Origin of the sequence: Companilactobacillus halodurans, assembly GCF_009600995.1 — a bacterium.
GTDB classification, from domain to species: domain Bacteria; phylum Bacillota; class Bacilli; order Lactobacillales; family Lactobacillaceae; genus Companilactobacillus; species Companilactobacillus halodurans.
In genome coordinates this window covers 13956-30269 of record NZ_VDFO01000036.1, presented here as the reverse complement: position 1 = coordinate 30269, position 16314 = coordinate 13956, and the positions used below count along the sequence as shown (strand labels likewise).

16 protein-coding genes are annotated in these 16314 nt (G+C 35.0%); 12 read left to right on the top strand and 4 right to left on the bottom strand.

All coding sequences use genetic code 11. The features are described from left to right. Positions 1-183: 183 nt before the first annotated feature. The 11 genes from comGA to FHL05_RS09510 all read left to right on the top strand — a co-directional run bounded on the left by comGA (position 184) and on the right by FHL05_RS09510 (position 12679). Entirely contained in the window at positions 184-1152 is a 969-nt protein-coding gene (gene comGA / locus FHL05_RS09560; RefSeq protein WP_153386581.1) for a competence type IV pilus ATPase ComGA, read from the top strand. Next, entirely contained in the window at positions 1118-2131 is a 1014-nt protein-coding gene (locus FHL05_RS09555; protein ID WP_153386579.1) for a type II secretion system F family protein, read from the top strand. The genes comGA and FHL05_RS09555 overlap by 35 nt, the downstream gene beginning before the upstream one ends. Continuing rightward, positions 2131-2466 (top strand): competence type IV pilus major pilin ComGC, encoded by a 336-nt coding sequence (comGC, locus tag FHL05_RS09550; protein ID WP_153386577.1) that lies wholly within the window; start codon positions 2131-2133, stop codon positions 2464-2466. Before FHL05_RS09555 ends, comGC begins: the two co-directional genes overlap by 1 nt. Continuing rightward, complete coding sequence (locus FHL05_RS09545; protein ID WP_162000273.1) at positions 2447-2896, top strand: type II secretion system protein; 450 nt, start codon at positions 2447-2449, stop codon at positions 2894-2896. Before comGC ends, FHL05_RS09545 begins: the two co-directional genes overlap by 20 nt. Continuing rightward, a complete protein-coding gene (locus tag FHL05_RS09540; protein WP_153386573.1) occupies positions 2880-3161 on the top strand; it encodes a prepilin-type N-terminal cleavage/methylation domain-containing protein in 282 nt (93 codons plus the stop codon). Before FHL05_RS09545 ends, FHL05_RS09540 begins: the two co-directional genes overlap by 17 nt. After that, positions 3139-3591: a ComGF family competence protein gene (locus tag FHL05_RS09535; protein ID WP_153522542.1), complete on the top strand. Its 453-nt coding sequence runs from the start codon at positions 3139-3141 to the stop codon at positions 3589-3591. Before FHL05_RS09540 ends, FHL05_RS09535 begins: the two co-directional genes overlap by 23 nt. A 265-nt stretch (positions 3592-3856) precedes the next feature. After that, positions 3857-4870 (top strand): class I SAM-dependent methyltransferase, encoded by a 1014-nt coding sequence (locus tag FHL05_RS09530; RefSeq protein WP_153386569.1) that lies wholly within the window; start codon positions 3857-3859, stop codon positions 4868-4870. Positions 4871-4880: 10 nt separating this feature from the next. Next, on the top strand, positions 4881-6077 hold the full coding sequence (locus tag FHL05_RS09525; protein ID WP_153386567.1) for an acetate/propionate family kinase: 1197 nt from the start codon (positions 4881-4883) through the stop codon (positions 6075-6077). A gap of 180 nt (positions 6078-6257) precedes the next feature. Then, positions 6258-7934, top strand: coding sequence for an oleate hydratase (locus FHL05_RS09520; RefSeq protein WP_153386565.1), 1677 nt, complete (start codon positions 6258-6260; stop codon positions 7932-7934). A 630-nt stretch (positions 7935-8564) separates the two neighbouring features. Beyond that, positions 8565-11174 (top strand): bifunctional acetaldehyde-CoA/alcohol dehydrogenase, encoded by a 2610-nt coding sequence (gene adhE / locus FHL05_RS09515; RefSeq protein ID WP_153386563.1) that lies wholly within the window; start codon positions 8565-8567, stop codon positions 11172-11174. 260 nt (positions 11175-11434) lie between these two features. Beyond that, positions 11435-12679: an MFS transporter gene (locus FHL05_RS09510; protein ID WP_162000274.1), complete on the top strand. Its 1245-nt coding sequence runs from the start codon at positions 11435-11437 to the stop codon at positions 12677-12679. A 41-nt stretch (positions 12680-12720) separates the two neighbouring features. On the opposite strand, the gene FHL05_RS09505 is transcribed toward FHL05_RS09510, so the two are convergent. The 3 genes from FHL05_RS09505 to FHL05_RS09495 form a co-directional block, all read right to left on the bottom strand. Further along, positions 12721-13578 (bottom strand): glycerophosphodiester phosphodiesterase, encoded by an 858-nt coding sequence (locus FHL05_RS09505; RefSeq protein ID WP_153386561.1) that lies wholly within the window; start codon positions 13576-13578, stop codon positions 12721-12723. 81 nt (positions 13579-13659) lie between these two features. Beyond that, positions 13660-13893 (bottom strand): transposase, encoded by a 234-nt coding sequence (locus FHL05_RS09500; protein ID WP_153522540.1) that lies wholly within the window; start codon positions 13891-13893, stop codon positions 13660-13662. A gap of 73 nt (positions 13894-13966) precedes the next feature. Continuing rightward, positions 13967-14287 (bottom strand): DMT family transporter, encoded by a 321-nt coding sequence (locus tag FHL05_RS09495; protein ID WP_153386557.1) that lies wholly within the window; start codon positions 14285-14287, stop codon positions 13967-13969. 144 nt (positions 14288-14431) lie between these two features. Between FHL05_RS09495 and FHL05_RS09490 the strand changes: the two genes are divergently transcribed. Next, positions 14432-14851 carry a GNAT family N-acetyltransferase gene (locus tag FHL05_RS09490; RefSeq protein ID WP_153386555.1) on the top strand — a complete coding sequence of 140 codons (420 nt, stop codon included), beginning with the start codon at positions 14432-14434 and terminating at the stop codon, positions 14849-14851. A 24-nt stretch (positions 14852-14875) separates the two neighbouring features. Here the strand turns inward: FHL05_RS09490 and FHL05_RS09485 are convergent, their stop codons facing one another. Further along, positions 14876-16057: an MFS transporter gene (locus FHL05_RS09485; RefSeq protein WP_153386553.1), complete on the bottom strand. Its 1182-nt coding sequence runs from the start codon at positions 16055-16057 to the stop codon at positions 14876-14878. Positions 16058-16314 lie beyond the last annotated feature (257 nt).

The following is a 16314-nucleotide window of genomic DNA, read 5'->3' as shown; positions in this document are numbered from 1 at the left end:
CGAACATCTAAAGGGCATGAATGGTGTCCTTTTTTGGTGTTCTTAAATGGTTATTACTAATAAATGGTATACAAAAATAAAGTTGATGGCAAAATACCTATCAACTTTATTTATCGTACAGCCTAAACTTTTTGAGTTTGCGGTCTTTTTTTGCGTAATTTTTTCTCGAAAGGAGATGAGAATATGACGGCAGAGACAATGGTTAAGAATCTTTTAACTGAAGCATGTGTTAATAAAATTTCTGATATTTATTTTTTGCCGAAAGAGAATTTTTATCATTTGGAAGCTCGTAATTCATTGCAAAGCTATACAGTGGCGGATTTGGGCGTTGATGAAACCCTAATGATTATGAACTATTTAAAATTCAATTCAGGATTGGATATTTCAGAGAGACGCCGCTCTCAAAAAGGGGCCTTCAATTTTATTTATCAAAATAAAAAAATCTTTATTCGCATTTCATCTGTCGGTGATTTCAAAAATCGAGAATCAATGGTCGTTCGTTTAATTTATCCTCAAGAATTTAATGCAAAAATAAATGAGGAAATAATTGAGCAACTGCTGCCGATTTCTCAACAAAAAGGAATGATGTTATTTGCTGGACCCATGGGTTCAGGGAAAACGTCTCTGATGTATGCCTTAGGTCGAGAGTTAAGTTGGAATAAAAAAGTGATGTGTATCGAAGATCCAATTGAGATAGTAGAGGATGAATTTTTACAATTGCAAGTCAACGCTGAAGCAGGGATGACTTATGAAGAGTTGATTAAGACAAGTCTCAGACATCGGCCTGAAGTTTTGATTATCGGAGAGATTCGTGACAAACAAACCGCTAATCAAGCTATTCAAGCAGCTATTTGTGGCTACACCGTTATGACGACGATACATGGAAAGTCGAAATTTTCAATCATTCAACGATTGCGACAATTTGGAATTGATGACCAAGAAATAATTAATTCAGTCAATCTAATTTCATATCAAAGACTGATTCCAATCGTCAATGACTTAGAAATATTTATTGATACTTTAAATAACCAACAAATTAAACAATATTTGAAAGATAGTAAAGAAGATGATGAGTGGAAAACTCAGATACAAAAAACCTATCAGCAAGGAAAAATCAATGACCAAGTTTATCAAGAATATCTTCACGGATAAACGCATCAAAAATAGTCAAAAGGGCGAGTATTTATTATTAATTAGTAAGCTATTGAGAAATGGATTTTCACTAAGTCAGTCGATAAATTGTTTACGCTTACTAAACAGAAACGATATTTTATTTGAAAAGATTCATCATGATTTGCGGTATGGAGCAATGATTTCACAATCACTAAGACATCTAGAATTGCCCAGTGTCGTTTTCAATCAATTGGTCATTGCCCAAGATCATGGCAAATTTGATTTAGCCCTAGAACAAACAGGGATACTCTTAAAAAATCAAGCTAGACAAGTAAATAAATTGAAAGAATTAATGGCGTATCCAAGTTTTATCTTTGCCTTCTTAATGACGATGTTAATAGGAATGAAGCTTTATATCATTCCGCAACTGGAATTAGCAAGCGGAGGAAAGAATATCGATTTGTTTTTAGAATTAATCATTGGTTTAGTTTTAGGAATAATCTCGGTAATAACATTATTGTTGATTCGACTCAGAAAAAAGGTCGAGTATAAACGTGCTTTAATGATTGTGAAACTTCCGCTTATTGGTAAAATTTATTTGAGCTTTTATCAATTTCTGATTTTACAAGGCTTAGGTATGCAATTAGCTAGTGGCATGAATTTATATGACATTTGTGAATCCAACAAACGCTTCCAAAATGATTCGATTCAAGGCTATTTATCAAATAAATGTATCGACGGATTAACGAATGGAAAAAGCCTTTTGAAATTGATTGAACAGGAACCACTTTTACCAAATCAATTAAAAGCCTTGTTGGAAGCTGGTGAAAGTGGTCCAAGGTTAGCACAAGACTTGTTGTTAATGTCAGAACTTAAGTTTGAAGAAACTAAACAAGGTTTGAAAAAAACCTTAAATTTAGTTCAGCCAATTTTATTTGGCGTGATAGCGATTGTTATCGTGGTGACATATTTGATTGTTTTATTACCAATTTATGCAATGATGAAAGGGATGTCCTGATGAAAAGAATACGCAAAGGCTTTACATTAATTGAAATGGTAATTGTTTTGTTCATTATTTCTTTGTTGTTATTGATTATGATTCCTAATTTGGCGGCACAAAAAGATCATGCTGATAAACGGTCTGAAGAAGCTTTCAGAACGACATTAAAGACACAAGCTGAACTTTATTATGAAAATCATAAAGGAGAAGCTGATTCAGAGACGGTTACTTTAGGTCAATTGGTTAAAGAAAAATATATAACAGATTCTCAAGAAAAACATGCTAAGCAATTAAAGATTGATGAGAAACAAAATTTATTGGGTGAAACTGATGATGCTCAAGCAACGACTTAGAAGTGGCTTTACACTTTTAGAAACGACGATTGGACTATCGATTGTTTGTAGTTTAGCTTTAATATCTTTAAGCAATTTGCGTGATTATCAAGCACAAATTGAAGAAAGACAAGCGTTGGAATGGTTCAAAAATTCTTTTAAAAGTGCTTTTAATTATAGTTACTTGAACCATAATGTTGTCACATTAAGGGTTGAACCAGGAAAGAATATAGTTGATTTTTCTCATCGTGAAGGTCTTAAAGTGAAACATGTAAGAAAACTATTTCCTAAAACGTTGAAGTTAAAAGATAAAGCAAAAGTCCAGTATACGATTTACAATTCTGGTCAAGCACCTCCAATCACTATCCAATTTATTTCCAGCTTAACTAATAAGACTTATATTTATAAAATTCAAATGATGTGGGGCGAAATAATTGAGACGACGTCATAAGGGATTTATCTTAGTCGAATCGCTTATTTCATTGTCGATTTCATTAATGGTCGTTTTGACGTTGACTTATTGTATCAACGAACAATTCAAATTGTTGAACAATTGGGAAGAACGGGTCAATGCACATAAAATTATGCTTTTAAATTTAAAAAATAATAATATTCCTAATCCTTTAATCATTAAGAATCAGGAATATTATTTTTTTCGACATGAAAATAAGTTTGAAGTAAAGGTGAATAAAAATGTTTACCAAATGGAATTCTAAAAGAGATGGTTTTGTTTTATATGAAGCGGTGCTTTCGTTAATGATAACGATTATGACTTTAGGAATTTTGCAGCAGTCTTTGCAATTATTAAAGACGATTCAAAGAGTTTCTTTTCGAGATCCACTGCGTTGGCATATTTCTTATGAAAAATTAGATAGCATTCTCTCACAAAATGAACTCGTGGAAATTGATAATAATAAGATTATTTATAAAAATAAGAATGATAAAAATTTGAAATGGGTCGTTGAAAAATATGGCAGTAATATTTTGCGACTTACAGCAGCAGTTAAAGGTGGTCATGAACCGATTTTTACAAATTTAGATACAGACCATCCAGTTACTATTGAAAAAATTCAGAATTTAGTTATTATTACAACAGTGAATAAAGCCGGTCAAAAATCACAGATGTGTTTTATAAATGATCCGTAGATTTTTCGAATACAGTCAAAAACATAGCGGAACAGTGCTACTAAATAGTATATTAGTACTATCGGTCGCTATTATGATTGTAGGGTACAGCAATTCTTATTTATCGAATCAAGTTGATGATTACCGGCAATTAGACAAGCTTTATAAGCGACAAATTTCAGAGAAAATTAATAAAAGTAATAAAATAAACTATAGCGAATCGGTCAATCCTTGAATAAAATCGGTTCCAACGTTAGAATTTTATTATTAAGCAAAGAGGTTAACTATGTCAGAAAAAGATATGCAATCATATTTTGATAAGCTAAATGAGGCTAATTCAATTTTGAAAAAGTCTTTGAAAGTAGAAAGTATTGATGCACTTGCTGAAACATTGACAAATATTTCTGATGGCAAGGTTTATGTGGAAAATGGCGTGCCAAATGAAGATACTGCCAAGAAATTGGAAGGTATTTATAATGAGCTAAAAGACTTAGGCCTAACACCATTACAATTAAAGCAGGCCATCACTGTTTCAATTATCAAAGCTCAAAAAGATGACAAAGCTGAAGTCAACAAGTTGATGACTCCAGATACAATTGGTTTAATAGCGAGCTTAATTGCTTATGAGGTACTAAATGTTCAAAATAAAACGAATGTGAATATTGTTGATCCAACTGTTGGAACTGGTAACTTATTGATTGAAGTTATTGAACAATTGAATATGACTGACAAATTTAAAATTAATGCAGCAGCACTGGATAATGACGATGCTTTAATTGCTTTAACTAAGTCGTTTAGTGAAGTTATGAACTTAAATATCGATGCTTATCACCAAGACAGTATTGCTGATTGGGATATTACTGACATCGATATGGCGGTTGCTGATTTGCCAGTTGGTTATTACCCAATTGATGACAATGCTAAGAACTTTAAGACAAAGTCGGATGAAGGTCATTCATATGTGCATCATTTATTGATTGAACAAACAATGAATAATTTAAATGATGGAGGAATTGGTATATTTATCGTACCTTCACAAATTTTCCAAACCGATCAGGCTAAGAAATTATCTGAATGGATGGTTTCTAGTGTTTATTTGCAAGCTGTTTTGGATTTGCCTGCTGGCTTGTTTGCTTCCAAAGAAGCTCAAAAGGCAGTAGTTGTTTTACAAAAGCATGGTGCAGATGCTAAACAAGTTGGAAATGTTTTGATGGGCACAATACCAGATACCAATAATCCAAAGTTATTCGAAGGATTTAAAGACCAGTTGCAAGACTGGGCGAAAAATTTTAAAGGTTAGGTGAGATTAAATGTCTAAAATCATGGCCGTTAATTCTGGTAGCTCTACACTGAAGTGGAAACTATACACAGTACCTGAGGAAAAAGTTATTGCTAGGGGGATGGTTGACCGTCTTGGTCTCTCAGACTCAGTTTTTGAAGTTGAATTTGCAGGAAAAAAAATCAGTGAAATGGGCGACATTCCCGATCACACGACCGCAGTTAACAAGATGCTTGATAAATTGATTGACTTAAAAATTATCAAGAGTTATCACGAAATAACTGGTGTTGGTCATCGAGTAGTTGCCGGTGGCTCTATCTTCAAAGATTCAGCCGTAGTGACTCCTCGAGTGATTCAGCAAATTAAGAACCTTTCTGAATTTGCTCCACTGCATAATCCTGGTCAAGCTGCTGGTATCGAGGCGTTTGAAAAAATATTGCCCGATGTACCGCAAGTGGCTGTTTTTGATACTTCATTCCATCAAACGATGGACCCAGTGAATTACTTGTATAGTATCCCTTATGAATATTATGAAAAGTATGGAGTTCGTAAGTTTGGCGCTCATGGTACAAGTCATCGTTATGTCTCACAAGCTGCGGCTGACTTTTTGCACAAACCAATCAATGATTTGAAGATTATTTCATGTCATTTAGGTAGCGGAGCTTCAATCGATGCAATCGAAGATGGTAAGTCAGTCGATACATCAATGGGTTTTACCCCACTAGCTGGTATCACAATGAGTACTCGTTCGGGTGATATCGATCCTTCGTTAGTGGCTTATTTGATGCAAAAATTAAAGATTACCGATCCAACAGAAATGGTTAAGATTCTAAATACTAAGTCAGGATTATTAGGAATTTCTGGCGTTTCACCGGATATGCGTGATTTACTTGCTACTCGCGATGAAAACGACCGTTCTGATTTAGCTATTAGAATTTATGAAAATCGTATCGTTAAATATATCGGTTCCTACATTGCTCTTCTTGGCGGCGTAGATGTAATTATCTTCACTGCCGGTACGGGTGCTAAGAATGCGGAGATAAGAGCTGATATTTCCAATAGTTTTAACTATATGGGTGTAAAAATTGATAAAAAAGCTAATGAAAATGGTGAAGACACGCGTCTTATCAGTACAAAAGATTCTTCAGTTCAAGTTGTCGTAGTTCCAACTGATGAAGAATTAATGATTGTTCGTGACGTTGTTCGACTAACTAAATTTAGTGATTAAAAATTAAAAAAATCGCAAATTCATAAAGGTGAATTTGCGATTTTTGCTTTTTATATTTTTAACAAAAAATAGATTGAATATCTTAAAAATATTGTTATGAAAGCCTTTACTTTTTGTGGTGAACTGCTATATTTAAGTTGTATAAAACAATAGTCAATTTTGAACGGAGGTTAAATTGTTATGACAAGAAAAGCCTATATGATTGGTACTGGTGTCGGAAACCTCGCTGCCGGTATCTATTTAATTCGTGATGGAGGATTCAAGGGCGAACAAATCACCATGATGGGTCTAGAAGATCACGGTGCTAATGATGGTGCAGCCGTTAAAGATTACCAAGATGAATACGGCAATCAAGCACTATCAAATAGTAAAGGATTTTTAGCAAAAGGTGGCCGAATGCTAAACGAGGAAACGTTTGAGAACCTTTGGGATGTTTTGCGTTCAGTTCCATCCTTGGATCACCCTGGTCAAACTGTAACCGATGATATTTTGAATTTCGATCACGCACATCCAACACATGACGTAGGTCGTTTGATCGATCACAACGGACCACGTGTAAATCCTGGAAAGAATAATTATAGACACATGCAATTTGATAACAAAGATCGTTATTTACTGTCTAAATTGATGTTGATGCCTGAAAAAGACGAAGAGAAATTGAATAATATCAGTATTGCTGAATGGTTCAAGAGCACACCTCATTTCTTCACAACTAATTTCTGGTACATGTGGCAAACGACCTTTGCATTCAAACGTGCAAGTTCAGCTGTTGAATTGCGTCGTTACATGAACAGGATGATTTTGGAATTCAGCCGAATCAATACTTTGGAAGGAGTAACTAGAAGCCCTTATAATCAATTTGAAAGTATCATTTTGCCAATGCGCAAATATTTGGAAGACCGCGGCGTAACCTTTATCAACAACCGTAAGGTAACCGACTTAGAATTCAAAGATACGCCATTGCAAGATGACATTATTGTGACCGGTTTGAAGTATGAAGAAGTCGACAACGATAATAAAGAGGGACACATTGATATTGATGAAAACGACTTAGTCTTCGATACCAATGGTTCAATTACTGACAGTTCATCGATAGGTGATTTCGATACACCATTCAAAGAAAATATGGATTATGCCCCAAGTGCTTTGCTTTGGAAGAAAGCTGCCGAGAAGTTCTATTCATTGGGTAATCCGGATAAATTCTTTGGCGACCGTTCACAAAGCGAGTGGGTCAGCTTCACCGTTACAGCTAAAGACCACTTCTTGTTAAATGAAATTGCAAGGATCACTCAACAAGAACCTGGAAATGCTTTGAACACATGGATTGAAAGTACGCCATTACTATCAATCGTTGTTCACCATCAACCACACTTCAAAGCTCAAAAACCTAACGAAGCTATCTTCTGGGGTTACTTCATGTATCCAAGAAGAAATGGCGATTACGTACAAAAGCCAGTTATGGAAATGACCGGAAAAGAAATGTTGGAAGAACTACTAGGACATCTAGCAGAAGTCGATCCAAGTAAAGATAACATCAAGAATCATACAAAAGAAATCATGGATAGCATCGTCAATGTAGTGCCAGTATATCTACCATATGCCAGCGCTATGTTCAATCAAAGAGCAGTAGGCGACCGTCCAGACGTAGTACCAAAGCACAGCAAGAACCTAGCCTTCATCAGTCAATTTTGTGAACAACCATTTGACATGGTATTTACAGAACAATACTCATTTAGAGCAGCCCAAAGAGCCGTTTATACATTGTTGAACATTCCATTAACAGAAATGACACCAATGCATCATTATGAGAAGAATCCTAAAGTTATGGCTCGAGCTACTAAGACCATGTTTAGATAAAGCAGAGAGCGGAGCAGGACCGCTTAGACACTGAGGATTAGAGCAATTTCACCAATTGCTCGCGTACCTTGCGAGTGATTGGTGAAATTGCTCTAACCGGAAGTGTCTGTCCTGCGCAGCTCGTTTCCACAATGCAGCCAGAAAGAATGGTTATTAGGTTAAGAAGTATTGTTATTAACATAAAACTAATGGTTATTTATCTAAAACACAAAGTTATATATTCAAACCAACTAACCAGGTAAATATAACTCCAAGTTGATTCAACATACCCAAAACCTAAAACCATCCAACCCCAAAAACTAAAGACAAATCGTCAAACTCCCAAAAAAGGACGCAAAAATCCAATCTTGGGAGTTTTTTTACGTCCAAAATTAATCCAAAATAAAAACAGACTTGTGAAAAAAACATCCTACATCACTGACTTTGTGAATAAAATTTCACAATAAAATTAATAAAATCTAATCATAATATAATGACAATCAGTACGCCAAATCCATTACGTGTTGATATATCAACGTGGATACGTTTTCATTCAGATTTTAGATTAAAAAGGTTGAACAAAAAATACACAGTGATAATATAAAACGTGAATTAGTTAACAAATATAGTTTCAATCTTGGAGGTAATCAAATGTTGAAAGGTTCCAAAGACACAAAGGTTGATGAAAAAAAAGAAGATGTAAAACCTGTTATTGATGCCATGGTTGCTAAAGCTCACAAAGCTTTAGATATCATGGATAGTTATACTCAAGAACAAGTTGATCATATCGTTCATCAAATGGCTATTGCTGGATTAAATGCTAGTTTTAAATTGGCTAAGTTAGCTTACGAAGAAACAGGTCGTGGCTTAGTCGAAGATAAAGTAATTAAAAATATGTATTCTACCGAAGAAATTTGGCACTCAATTAAACGTGACAAGACTGTTGGTATCATTGAAAACGACAAAGAACACCGTTTGATCAAGGTTGCTGAACCACTTGGCGTTTTAGCTGGTGTTACTCCAGTTACCAACCCAACTTCAACAACAATGTTCAAATCATTGATTGCTTTGAAGACTCGTAATCCAATTATTTTTGGATTCCACCCACAAGCTCAAAAATCTTCAGTTGCAGCTGCTAAAGTTATGCTAAAAGCTGCCGTTGATGCTGGAGCTCCAGAGGGAGTTATTCAATGGATTGAAAAGCCAAGTATTGAAGCTACTTCATACTTGATGAATAACGATGGCGTTGCCAGTGTCTTGGCTACTGGTGGTCCCGGAATGGTCAAAGCTGCTTATTCAACAGGAAAACCTGCTTTAGGTGTTGGACCCGGAAATGGTCCTGCTTACATTGAGAAGACAGCCAACATCAAACGTGCCGTCAACGATATCATGATTTCAAAGACATTCGATAATGGTATGGTTTGTGCCGCTGAAAATAGTGCCATTGTTGATGCTGATATTTACGATGAAGTTAAAGACTTATTTGAGAAAAATAAAGTTTACTTTATCAAAAAAGCTGATTACAAGAAATTAGCTGACGCAATGTTTAGACCAGAGGGTGGAGTTAAAGGCCCTATCGCTGGACAATCAGCAACTAATATCGCTAAATTAGCTGGAATCAAAGTTCCAGCTGATACAAAAGTTCTTGGTGTCGAGATTGAAAATGTTGGTCCAAAAGAACCACTTTCAGCTGAAAAACTCTCACCAGTTCTTTCAGTCTTTAAAGTCAAAGGTCACAAAGAAGGCTTCAAGAAAGCTGATGAATTGTTGCACTTTGGTGGTTTAGGCCACACAGTTGGTATTCACACAATGGATGAAGATTTAGCTACTGAATTTGGTATCAAGATGAAAGCTAGTCGTGTACTAGTTAATACTCCTGCTGCTATCGGTGGTATTGGTAATCTTTATAACGAAATGATTCCATCATTAACGCTTGGTACTGGTTCATGGGGTAAAAATTCTATTTCTCATAACGTATCTTCATTTGATTTGCTTAATATTAAGACAATCGCTAAACGGAGAAATAATATGCAATGGATTAAACAACCAAGAGTTTACTATGAAAAAACTTCAGTTCGTTACTTAGAGGATCTTGAAGGAATGAAGAGAGCCTTTATCGTTTGTGATCCAGTGATGGTTCAACTAGGTTACGTTGATACAATTACAGATGAATTGAAACGTAGTAAAGTTCACGTTGAATATTCAATGTTCTCCGATGTTGACAATATTGTTACGACAGACGTTGTTAAACGTGGCGTGACACAAATGAATCTATTCAAACCGGATACAATTATTGCTCTAGGTGGCGGAACTACAATGGATACAGCCAAAGATATGTGGCTCTTCTATGAACACCCAGATGTTGATTTGTTTGGTGCAAAGCAAGGATTCATCGATATCAGAAAACGTACTTATAAGTTCCCTAAGCCTGAAAAGGCTCAATTTGTAGCAATTCCTACAACCTTTGGAACTGGTGCAGAAGTCACACCATTTAGTTCAATTATTGATACTGAAACTGGCACTAAGTACCCAATCGCTGATTATGCTTTGACACCTGATGTTGCTATCGTTGACTCACAATTTGTCGAAACGATGCCTGAAAATATCATGGCTGAATCTGGTATGGATGTTTTAAACAATGCGGTTGAATCTTACGTTGCCAATATGGCATCTGATTACACAAGACCATATGCACTTCAAGCTATCAAATTAGTCTTTGACAACCTTCAAAATGCTGTTAATGGCAATAAAGATGCCCAAGCTGAAATGCACAACGCTTCAGCTTTAGCAGGAATTTCATTTGGTAATGCCTTTGCCGGTGTTGGTCACTCGATTACTGATGTTTTGACAAATGCTTATGGAATTAGACATGGTTTAGCATCAATCATTGCCTTGCCACAAGTTATCAATTATAACTTCAAGCAACCAACAAAGATGACAATGTGGCCTAAGTATGAAAGCTTCAGAGCTGATTCAGACTATGCTTCAATTGCTAGATACGTTGGTTTGAGCGGTAAAGACAATGAAGCTTTGAAAGATGCTTTAGTTAAGAAGATTGTTGATTTAGCACATGCTGTTGGTATCAAGTTAAGTCTAAAAGATAACTATATTAAGAAGGGTGAATTCGATGAGAAGTTAGATGAATTGTCCGAAGAAGCTTTCGGTGATCAATTCTCATTCACAAACCCTAAGGAACCATTGATTTCAGAATTGAAACAAATCCTTGAAGACGTTTATGTCGGCAAGGGAATCGAAAAATAATATTATTTTATTTAGAAAAAGCGTTGAATCAAAAGTCTACTTTGATTCGACGCTTTTTTGTGCGTACCGATAATTTATTTGCAATTAAAATTGTTGAAACGTTGATATAACAGCGTAATGATTAATCAATAAATGAAGATATTTGGTATCTTGAAAATATCTTTCAATGATATACTCCTTATACAATTAGTGGGAGGCTGTTGTTCTCCGAAGGGGTAAAAATTATTGTGATTTCGTTAAAAAATAATAAGAGTTTCAAGATTAAAATCAATAAAGAACAGTGGAGTTGGATTATGTACGACTGGGCCAATTCCGCATATGGCATCATTGTTACAACTGCTGTTTTGCCAGTCTATTTTAAATCGATGGCCACTAGCAATCATATTTCAGCCGCTAGTTCGACGGCTTATTGGGGTTATGCCAATAGTTTCAGCACTTTGTTGGTATCTTTATTGGCGCCATTTTTAGGAGCCTTGGCTGATTATCCGCATTTTAAAAAACGTTTACTTAGTTTGTTTTGCTGGTTAGGAATCGTTATGACGGTTGGGTTAGCTTTTGTTCCATCTACTCAATGGCAATTGTTATTGATAGTTTATATTTTTTCAGCAATTGGTTATTCTGCTAGTAACTTATTTTATGATAGCTTTTTAACAGATGTCGCTGAAGATGAGCAAATGAATAAAATTTCTACTTATGGCTATGCTTACGGTTACTTAGGTGGCGTGATAGCATTTATTCTCTTTTTGATATTGCAATTGACTAGTGGCTTTGGAACACTAGATGGAGCAGGGATTGCTCGTTGGAGTTTTATGATTGCTGCAATTTGGTGGTTAGTTTTTTATTTGCCGTTACAAAGAAACGTCAATCAAAAGTATTCTGTTAAACCAACAACATCACCTTTGAATGGCAGTTTCAAACGAGTTTTTCAAACAATCAAACATATCAAACAGTATAAGCAAGTGGCATGGTTTTTGGTGGCATATTTCTTCTATATTGATGGTGTCGATACGATTTTTACTATGGCCACAGCGATTGGCTTAGATATTGGTATTAAAATTACTGAATTGATGATTGTTATGTTGTTCGTGCAACTGATTGCTGTGCCGTTTTCTATTTTATTTGGTTGGCTTGCCGATAAAACATCGACTAGAAAAGGAATCTTATTAGGAATATTTGTTTATTTATTGATTTGTTTATATGCTTTGAATTTGAAAACTAGTTTTGATTTTTGGGTCTTAGCTTTCTTAGTTGGTACTAGTCAAGGCGGTTTACAGGCTTTGAGTCGCTCTTATTTTGGGAAAATCATTCCTAAGGAGTCAGGAAGTGAATTCTATGGCTTCTATAATATTTTAGGGAAATTTTCAGCTGTCATGGGACCATTTATTGTGGCGGTCGTGACGCAGATGACAGGTAAGTCAACGATTGGGGCAGCATCGTTAAGTATATTGTTTTTAGTTGGATTAGTACTCTTCGCTATTTTGCCAAAACTTACTAATAATAAATAAAAACGGAAATCCATTTGGATTTCCGTTTTGTATTTGTAAAATTATTTCCAATGACTAATTAGTTTTGCCGTTTCTTTAGTGTCATTAGTGAAGACACTATCGAGTTTCAAAGTATTTAGAGCAGTGTAATTATCGTTATAAGTGTTTAAAACCCAACCGTTAGTTTTAAAGCCATTCTTATGAGCAATTTTGACTAATTTTGGCGTCCATTGATCTAATTTCAGTGAAATAAAGTCAATATAACGAGGAGCATTTTCAATTTGTTCACGGTATTGACGTTCGCTAGCTGAATCTAATAACCAAAGAGTAGGGACCTTCTTCAATGATTTATGAAAGCTCTTGATACCTGGTAAACTGGCATCCTGCATAATGATGTTTTTAGTCATCTTATATTTCTTAACTTCTTTGACTAAAGCTTTTTCAGTATCAGTATTATCGCCAGCATTTTTCTTAGCTTCAATTATATAATGAACTTTTTTATCGTAACGATTGAAGACATCCTTTAATTGATGGATTTTTTCGCCGTTGTTCAGTTTTACTTTTTTGATTTTGCTAGAATTTGAAGTTGAAATGGTTACATTGTGGCCGGTGGATTTCTTTAAGTTGTCATCATGGGAAACAAAGAGCTTTCCATCTTTACTGAGCCAAACATCTTGTTCAATGTATTGCGTTCCATCCTTAATGGCACGGTTATAACCACTGAAAGAGTGATCAGGATTATTATAGGGACTTCCACGGTGAGAAAAAATTATTGGTGAACTTGGCGAGGCGTGATTGACGCTTCGAGTGACAGGTGTAAGATTTTTTGCTCCGGGAACCTTAGCAGCTTGAACCGACGTAGCAGTCAGTGGTAAGGCGAGTAGTATTAGTAGTGTTGAAATCAGTTTCCTCTTTATCATAATTTTCCCCTTTAAATTATCTTGTACACTTCATTCTACTCAAAAAAATAGTGCTACTGCAAATTCAGTAGCACTATTTTATTAGAAATTATGGCCAGCTTTGTTTTCAATTGTCAGTTGTTTTGTTTTCTCACGTTCAATCTTATACTTATTCTTCAATTGATGGTTCTTCCAGTAACCATGGATACAGATAGCCAAAGGAATAGCACAAAAAGCCGAGGCTGCTGGAATAACCCATGGGTTGCCTTTAACAATAGCCATTTTTTCTTCGTTAAGTTTATCGAATTCTTCTTTAAATTCTTCAGGTGTCAACATATTTACGCATCCTTTCCAATCAGCTCAAGAATAACGTAAAATGAAAGCGTTGTCACTTATTTACGATTGGATATTAGTTTCCAGATGTGAATTTGATACCAATAATACTAATTAATAATAAGGCGACAAAACACCAAGTTAAAGGTGAAAGTTTGTCTCCAAACAAAATTACTCCGACTATAATAGAACCGACAGCACCGATACCAGTCCAGATGGGGTAGGCTAAACTCATAGGTAATTTTTTAATGGCAATTGCTAAGAAAAACATGCTGAAAAAAAGTCCCACTATGGTGTAGATTGTAAAACTTATTTTAGTGAAGCCGTGACTTAATTTCATCGTGGTTGCCCACACAGTTTCAAAGAGTCCCGCGATGATTAAATAGATCCAATTCATATTAATTCCTCCAAAAAAATAAGTACCCCTATCAATTCCTTCTATGGCCTAACGGAATTGATAAGAGTACTAGTTGTAGTGACACCCGGCGGTGTTGATTAATAAATTTATTCTAGCAAATTAAAAGATAGGTGGCAAATGAAGATGATTAGAAGAATGAAAACAGATGAAGTTGATAAAATTGCTGATATTTGGCTACAAGGCAATTTAGAAGGACATAATTTTATTAATCCTAATTATTGGATCGATAATGTAGACGAAGTAAAAAAGCAATTTCAACAATCGGAAATTTATGTTTTTATCGATGATACTTTGAAAGGTTTTGTCGGAATGCAAGGGAATTATATTGCTGGTATTTTTGTGCAAAAAGAATTTCAGCAACAAGGAATTGGCAAGAAATTACTCGACTTTTTAAAGCAGAATCATACAAAATTACAATTGACCGTTTATGAAAAAAACGATTTTGCTAAGAAATTCTATCAAAATAATGATTTTAAAGTAGTGGCTCAAAAAACTGATACCGCAAATGAAGAAAAGGAATTGGATATGATTTGGACAAAATAAAAGACAGACAAATTTGCCTGTCTTTTATTCTGCCTGAACGATTGGAAATTTTCTGACAATAAATGTTAATAAATATGATGCTGCTAAGATGAAGGTTACCACTAAGTATGGATAGTGCGTGTTCCAATCCATCAAAGCACCTGACATCAATGGGCCAATGACATTACCAACACTGGTCAAAGACATGTTCATACCATTAATTAGGCCTTGATTTGAACGACTTGATTTAGTTAATAACGTAGTAATAGCTGGTCTCAAGAGATCAAATGATGAAAAGATGACCAAAGTTGCGACAATTACTTCAATGTGCGTATGTGCTTGAGTAATCCAGAAAACGCATAAAGCACTTAATAGAAAAGCAATACTGATTAAACGCATTTCACCGATTTTATTGATAATCCAATTGAAAGCAGCTACTTGCAGAATCAATGAGATAATTCCATTTAAAGTTAAAACTAAAGCGATAGTACTTAGACCAAAATCGAAGACTTGGTTAACATAAATACTATAGATACTTTCAAATCCTTGTAAACCAAATGAGGATACTAAAATCATTCCAAAAAGCATCACCATTGGCAAAGTTAAGATGGATCTGATTGAACCTTTTTGTTGAGTCTTTTTCTCGGCTTCCATTTCTTCAACTTCAAGAACTTCTTTGTCTTCTTTTAGGAAGATGTAAGTGAAGATAGCACTGGTGATACTCAAAACACCGGCGACCCAGAAAGGAGTTTTATAAGTAATCCCAGCAAGGATTCCACCAAGACCAGGTCCTAAAATCAAGCCACCACTAAAAGCAGCTGACAACCAGCCAATGACCTTCGCACGATCCTTCATTGTAGTTAAATCTGAACCTAAAGCCATAGAAGTAGGGATGACCATAGCAGCTGACAAACCACCAATAATACGAGAAAGATTAAAGATAGGAAGCGTTGTTGCCAGAGCAAAGATAAATTCAGAAATCATGTAAGTGAATAATCCGAAAACAATTACTGGCTTGCGGCCAACTTTATCAGACATTTTGCCGACGATTGGTGAGGCTACGAATTGCGCAAAAGCAAAAAGTGAAGTCATGACCCCCATTTGTGACGTTGTAAAATTATACTCATTTTTAATGAAAGGTGTTACCGGAATGACTAGTCCGATACCTAAACAAATTAAAAAGTTGCTAAAAACAAGAATGTAAATGGATCTTTTGTTCTTCCCCATAAATTCCCCTCCTCATAAAATAAAATAGTTCAAAATTATTCTGCTGGTAGATAATTTGAGAATAATAAAACCGATAAAGGGTAAAGATACCCAATATCGGCTTGTGACGAACTTGTAATCACATTACAAGTAAGCATACTATGAATTTATATTGTTGTCTAATAATTTAATTCAATTTTTTTGTTATAATTTTATAGTAAAAATCACTTTTGGTATATAAACAAATTCCAATAATAGACAATTAGTCATTTTGCGTA

Coding starts and splice junctions, on each gene's coding strand:
- adhE (WP_153386563.1), top strand. CDS start 8,565: ATGTTGAAAGGTTCCAAAGACACAAAGGTTGATGAAAAAAAAGAAGAT.
- FHL05_RS09530 (WP_153386569.1), top strand. CDS start 3,857: ATGTCAGAAAAAGATATGCAATCATATTTTGATAAGCTAAATGAGGCT.
- FHL05_RS09545 (WP_162000273.1), top strand. CDS start 2,447: ATGCTCAAGCAACGACTTAGAAGTGGCTTTACACTTTTAGAAACGACG.
- comGC (WP_153386577.1), top strand. CDS start 2,131: ATGAAAAGAATACGCAAAGGCTTTACATTAATTGAAATGGTAATTGTT.
- FHL05_RS09500 (WP_153522540.1), bottom strand. CDS start 13,893: ATGTTGACACCTGAAGAATTTAAAGAAGAATTCGATAAACTTAACGAA.
- FHL05_RS09525 (WP_153386567.1), top strand. CDS start 4,881: ATGTCTAAAATCATGGCCGTTAATTCTGGTAGCTCTACACTGAAGTGG.
- FHL05_RS09535 (WP_153522542.1), top strand. CDS start 3,139: ATGTTTACCAAATGGAATTCTAAAAGAGATGGTTTTGTTTTATATGAA.
- FHL05_RS09555 (WP_153386579.1), top strand. CDS start 1,118: ATGACCAAGTTTATCAAGAATATCTTCACGGATAAACGCATCAAAAAT.
- FHL05_RS09490 (WP_153386555.1), top strand. CDS start 14,432: ATGATTAGAAGAATGAAAACAGATGAAGTTGATAAAATTGCTGATATT.
- FHL05_RS09485 (WP_153386553.1), bottom strand. CDS start 16,057: ATGGGGAAGAACAAAAGATCCATTTACATTCTTGTTTTTAGCAACTTT.
- FHL05_RS09505 (WP_153386561.1), bottom strand. CDS start 13,578: ATGATAAAGAGGAAACTGATTTCAACACTACTAATACTACTCGCCTTA.
- FHL05_RS09520 (WP_153386565.1), top strand. CDS start 6,258: ATGACAAGAAAAGCCTATATGATTGGTACTGGTGTCGGAAACCTCGCT.
- comGA (WP_153386581.1), top strand. CDS start 184: ATGACGGCAGAGACAATGGTTAAGAATCTTTTAACTGAAGCATGTGTT.
- FHL05_RS09495 (WP_153386557.1), bottom strand. CDS start 14,287: ATGAATTGGATCTATTTAATCATCGCGGGACTCTTTGAAACTGTGTGG.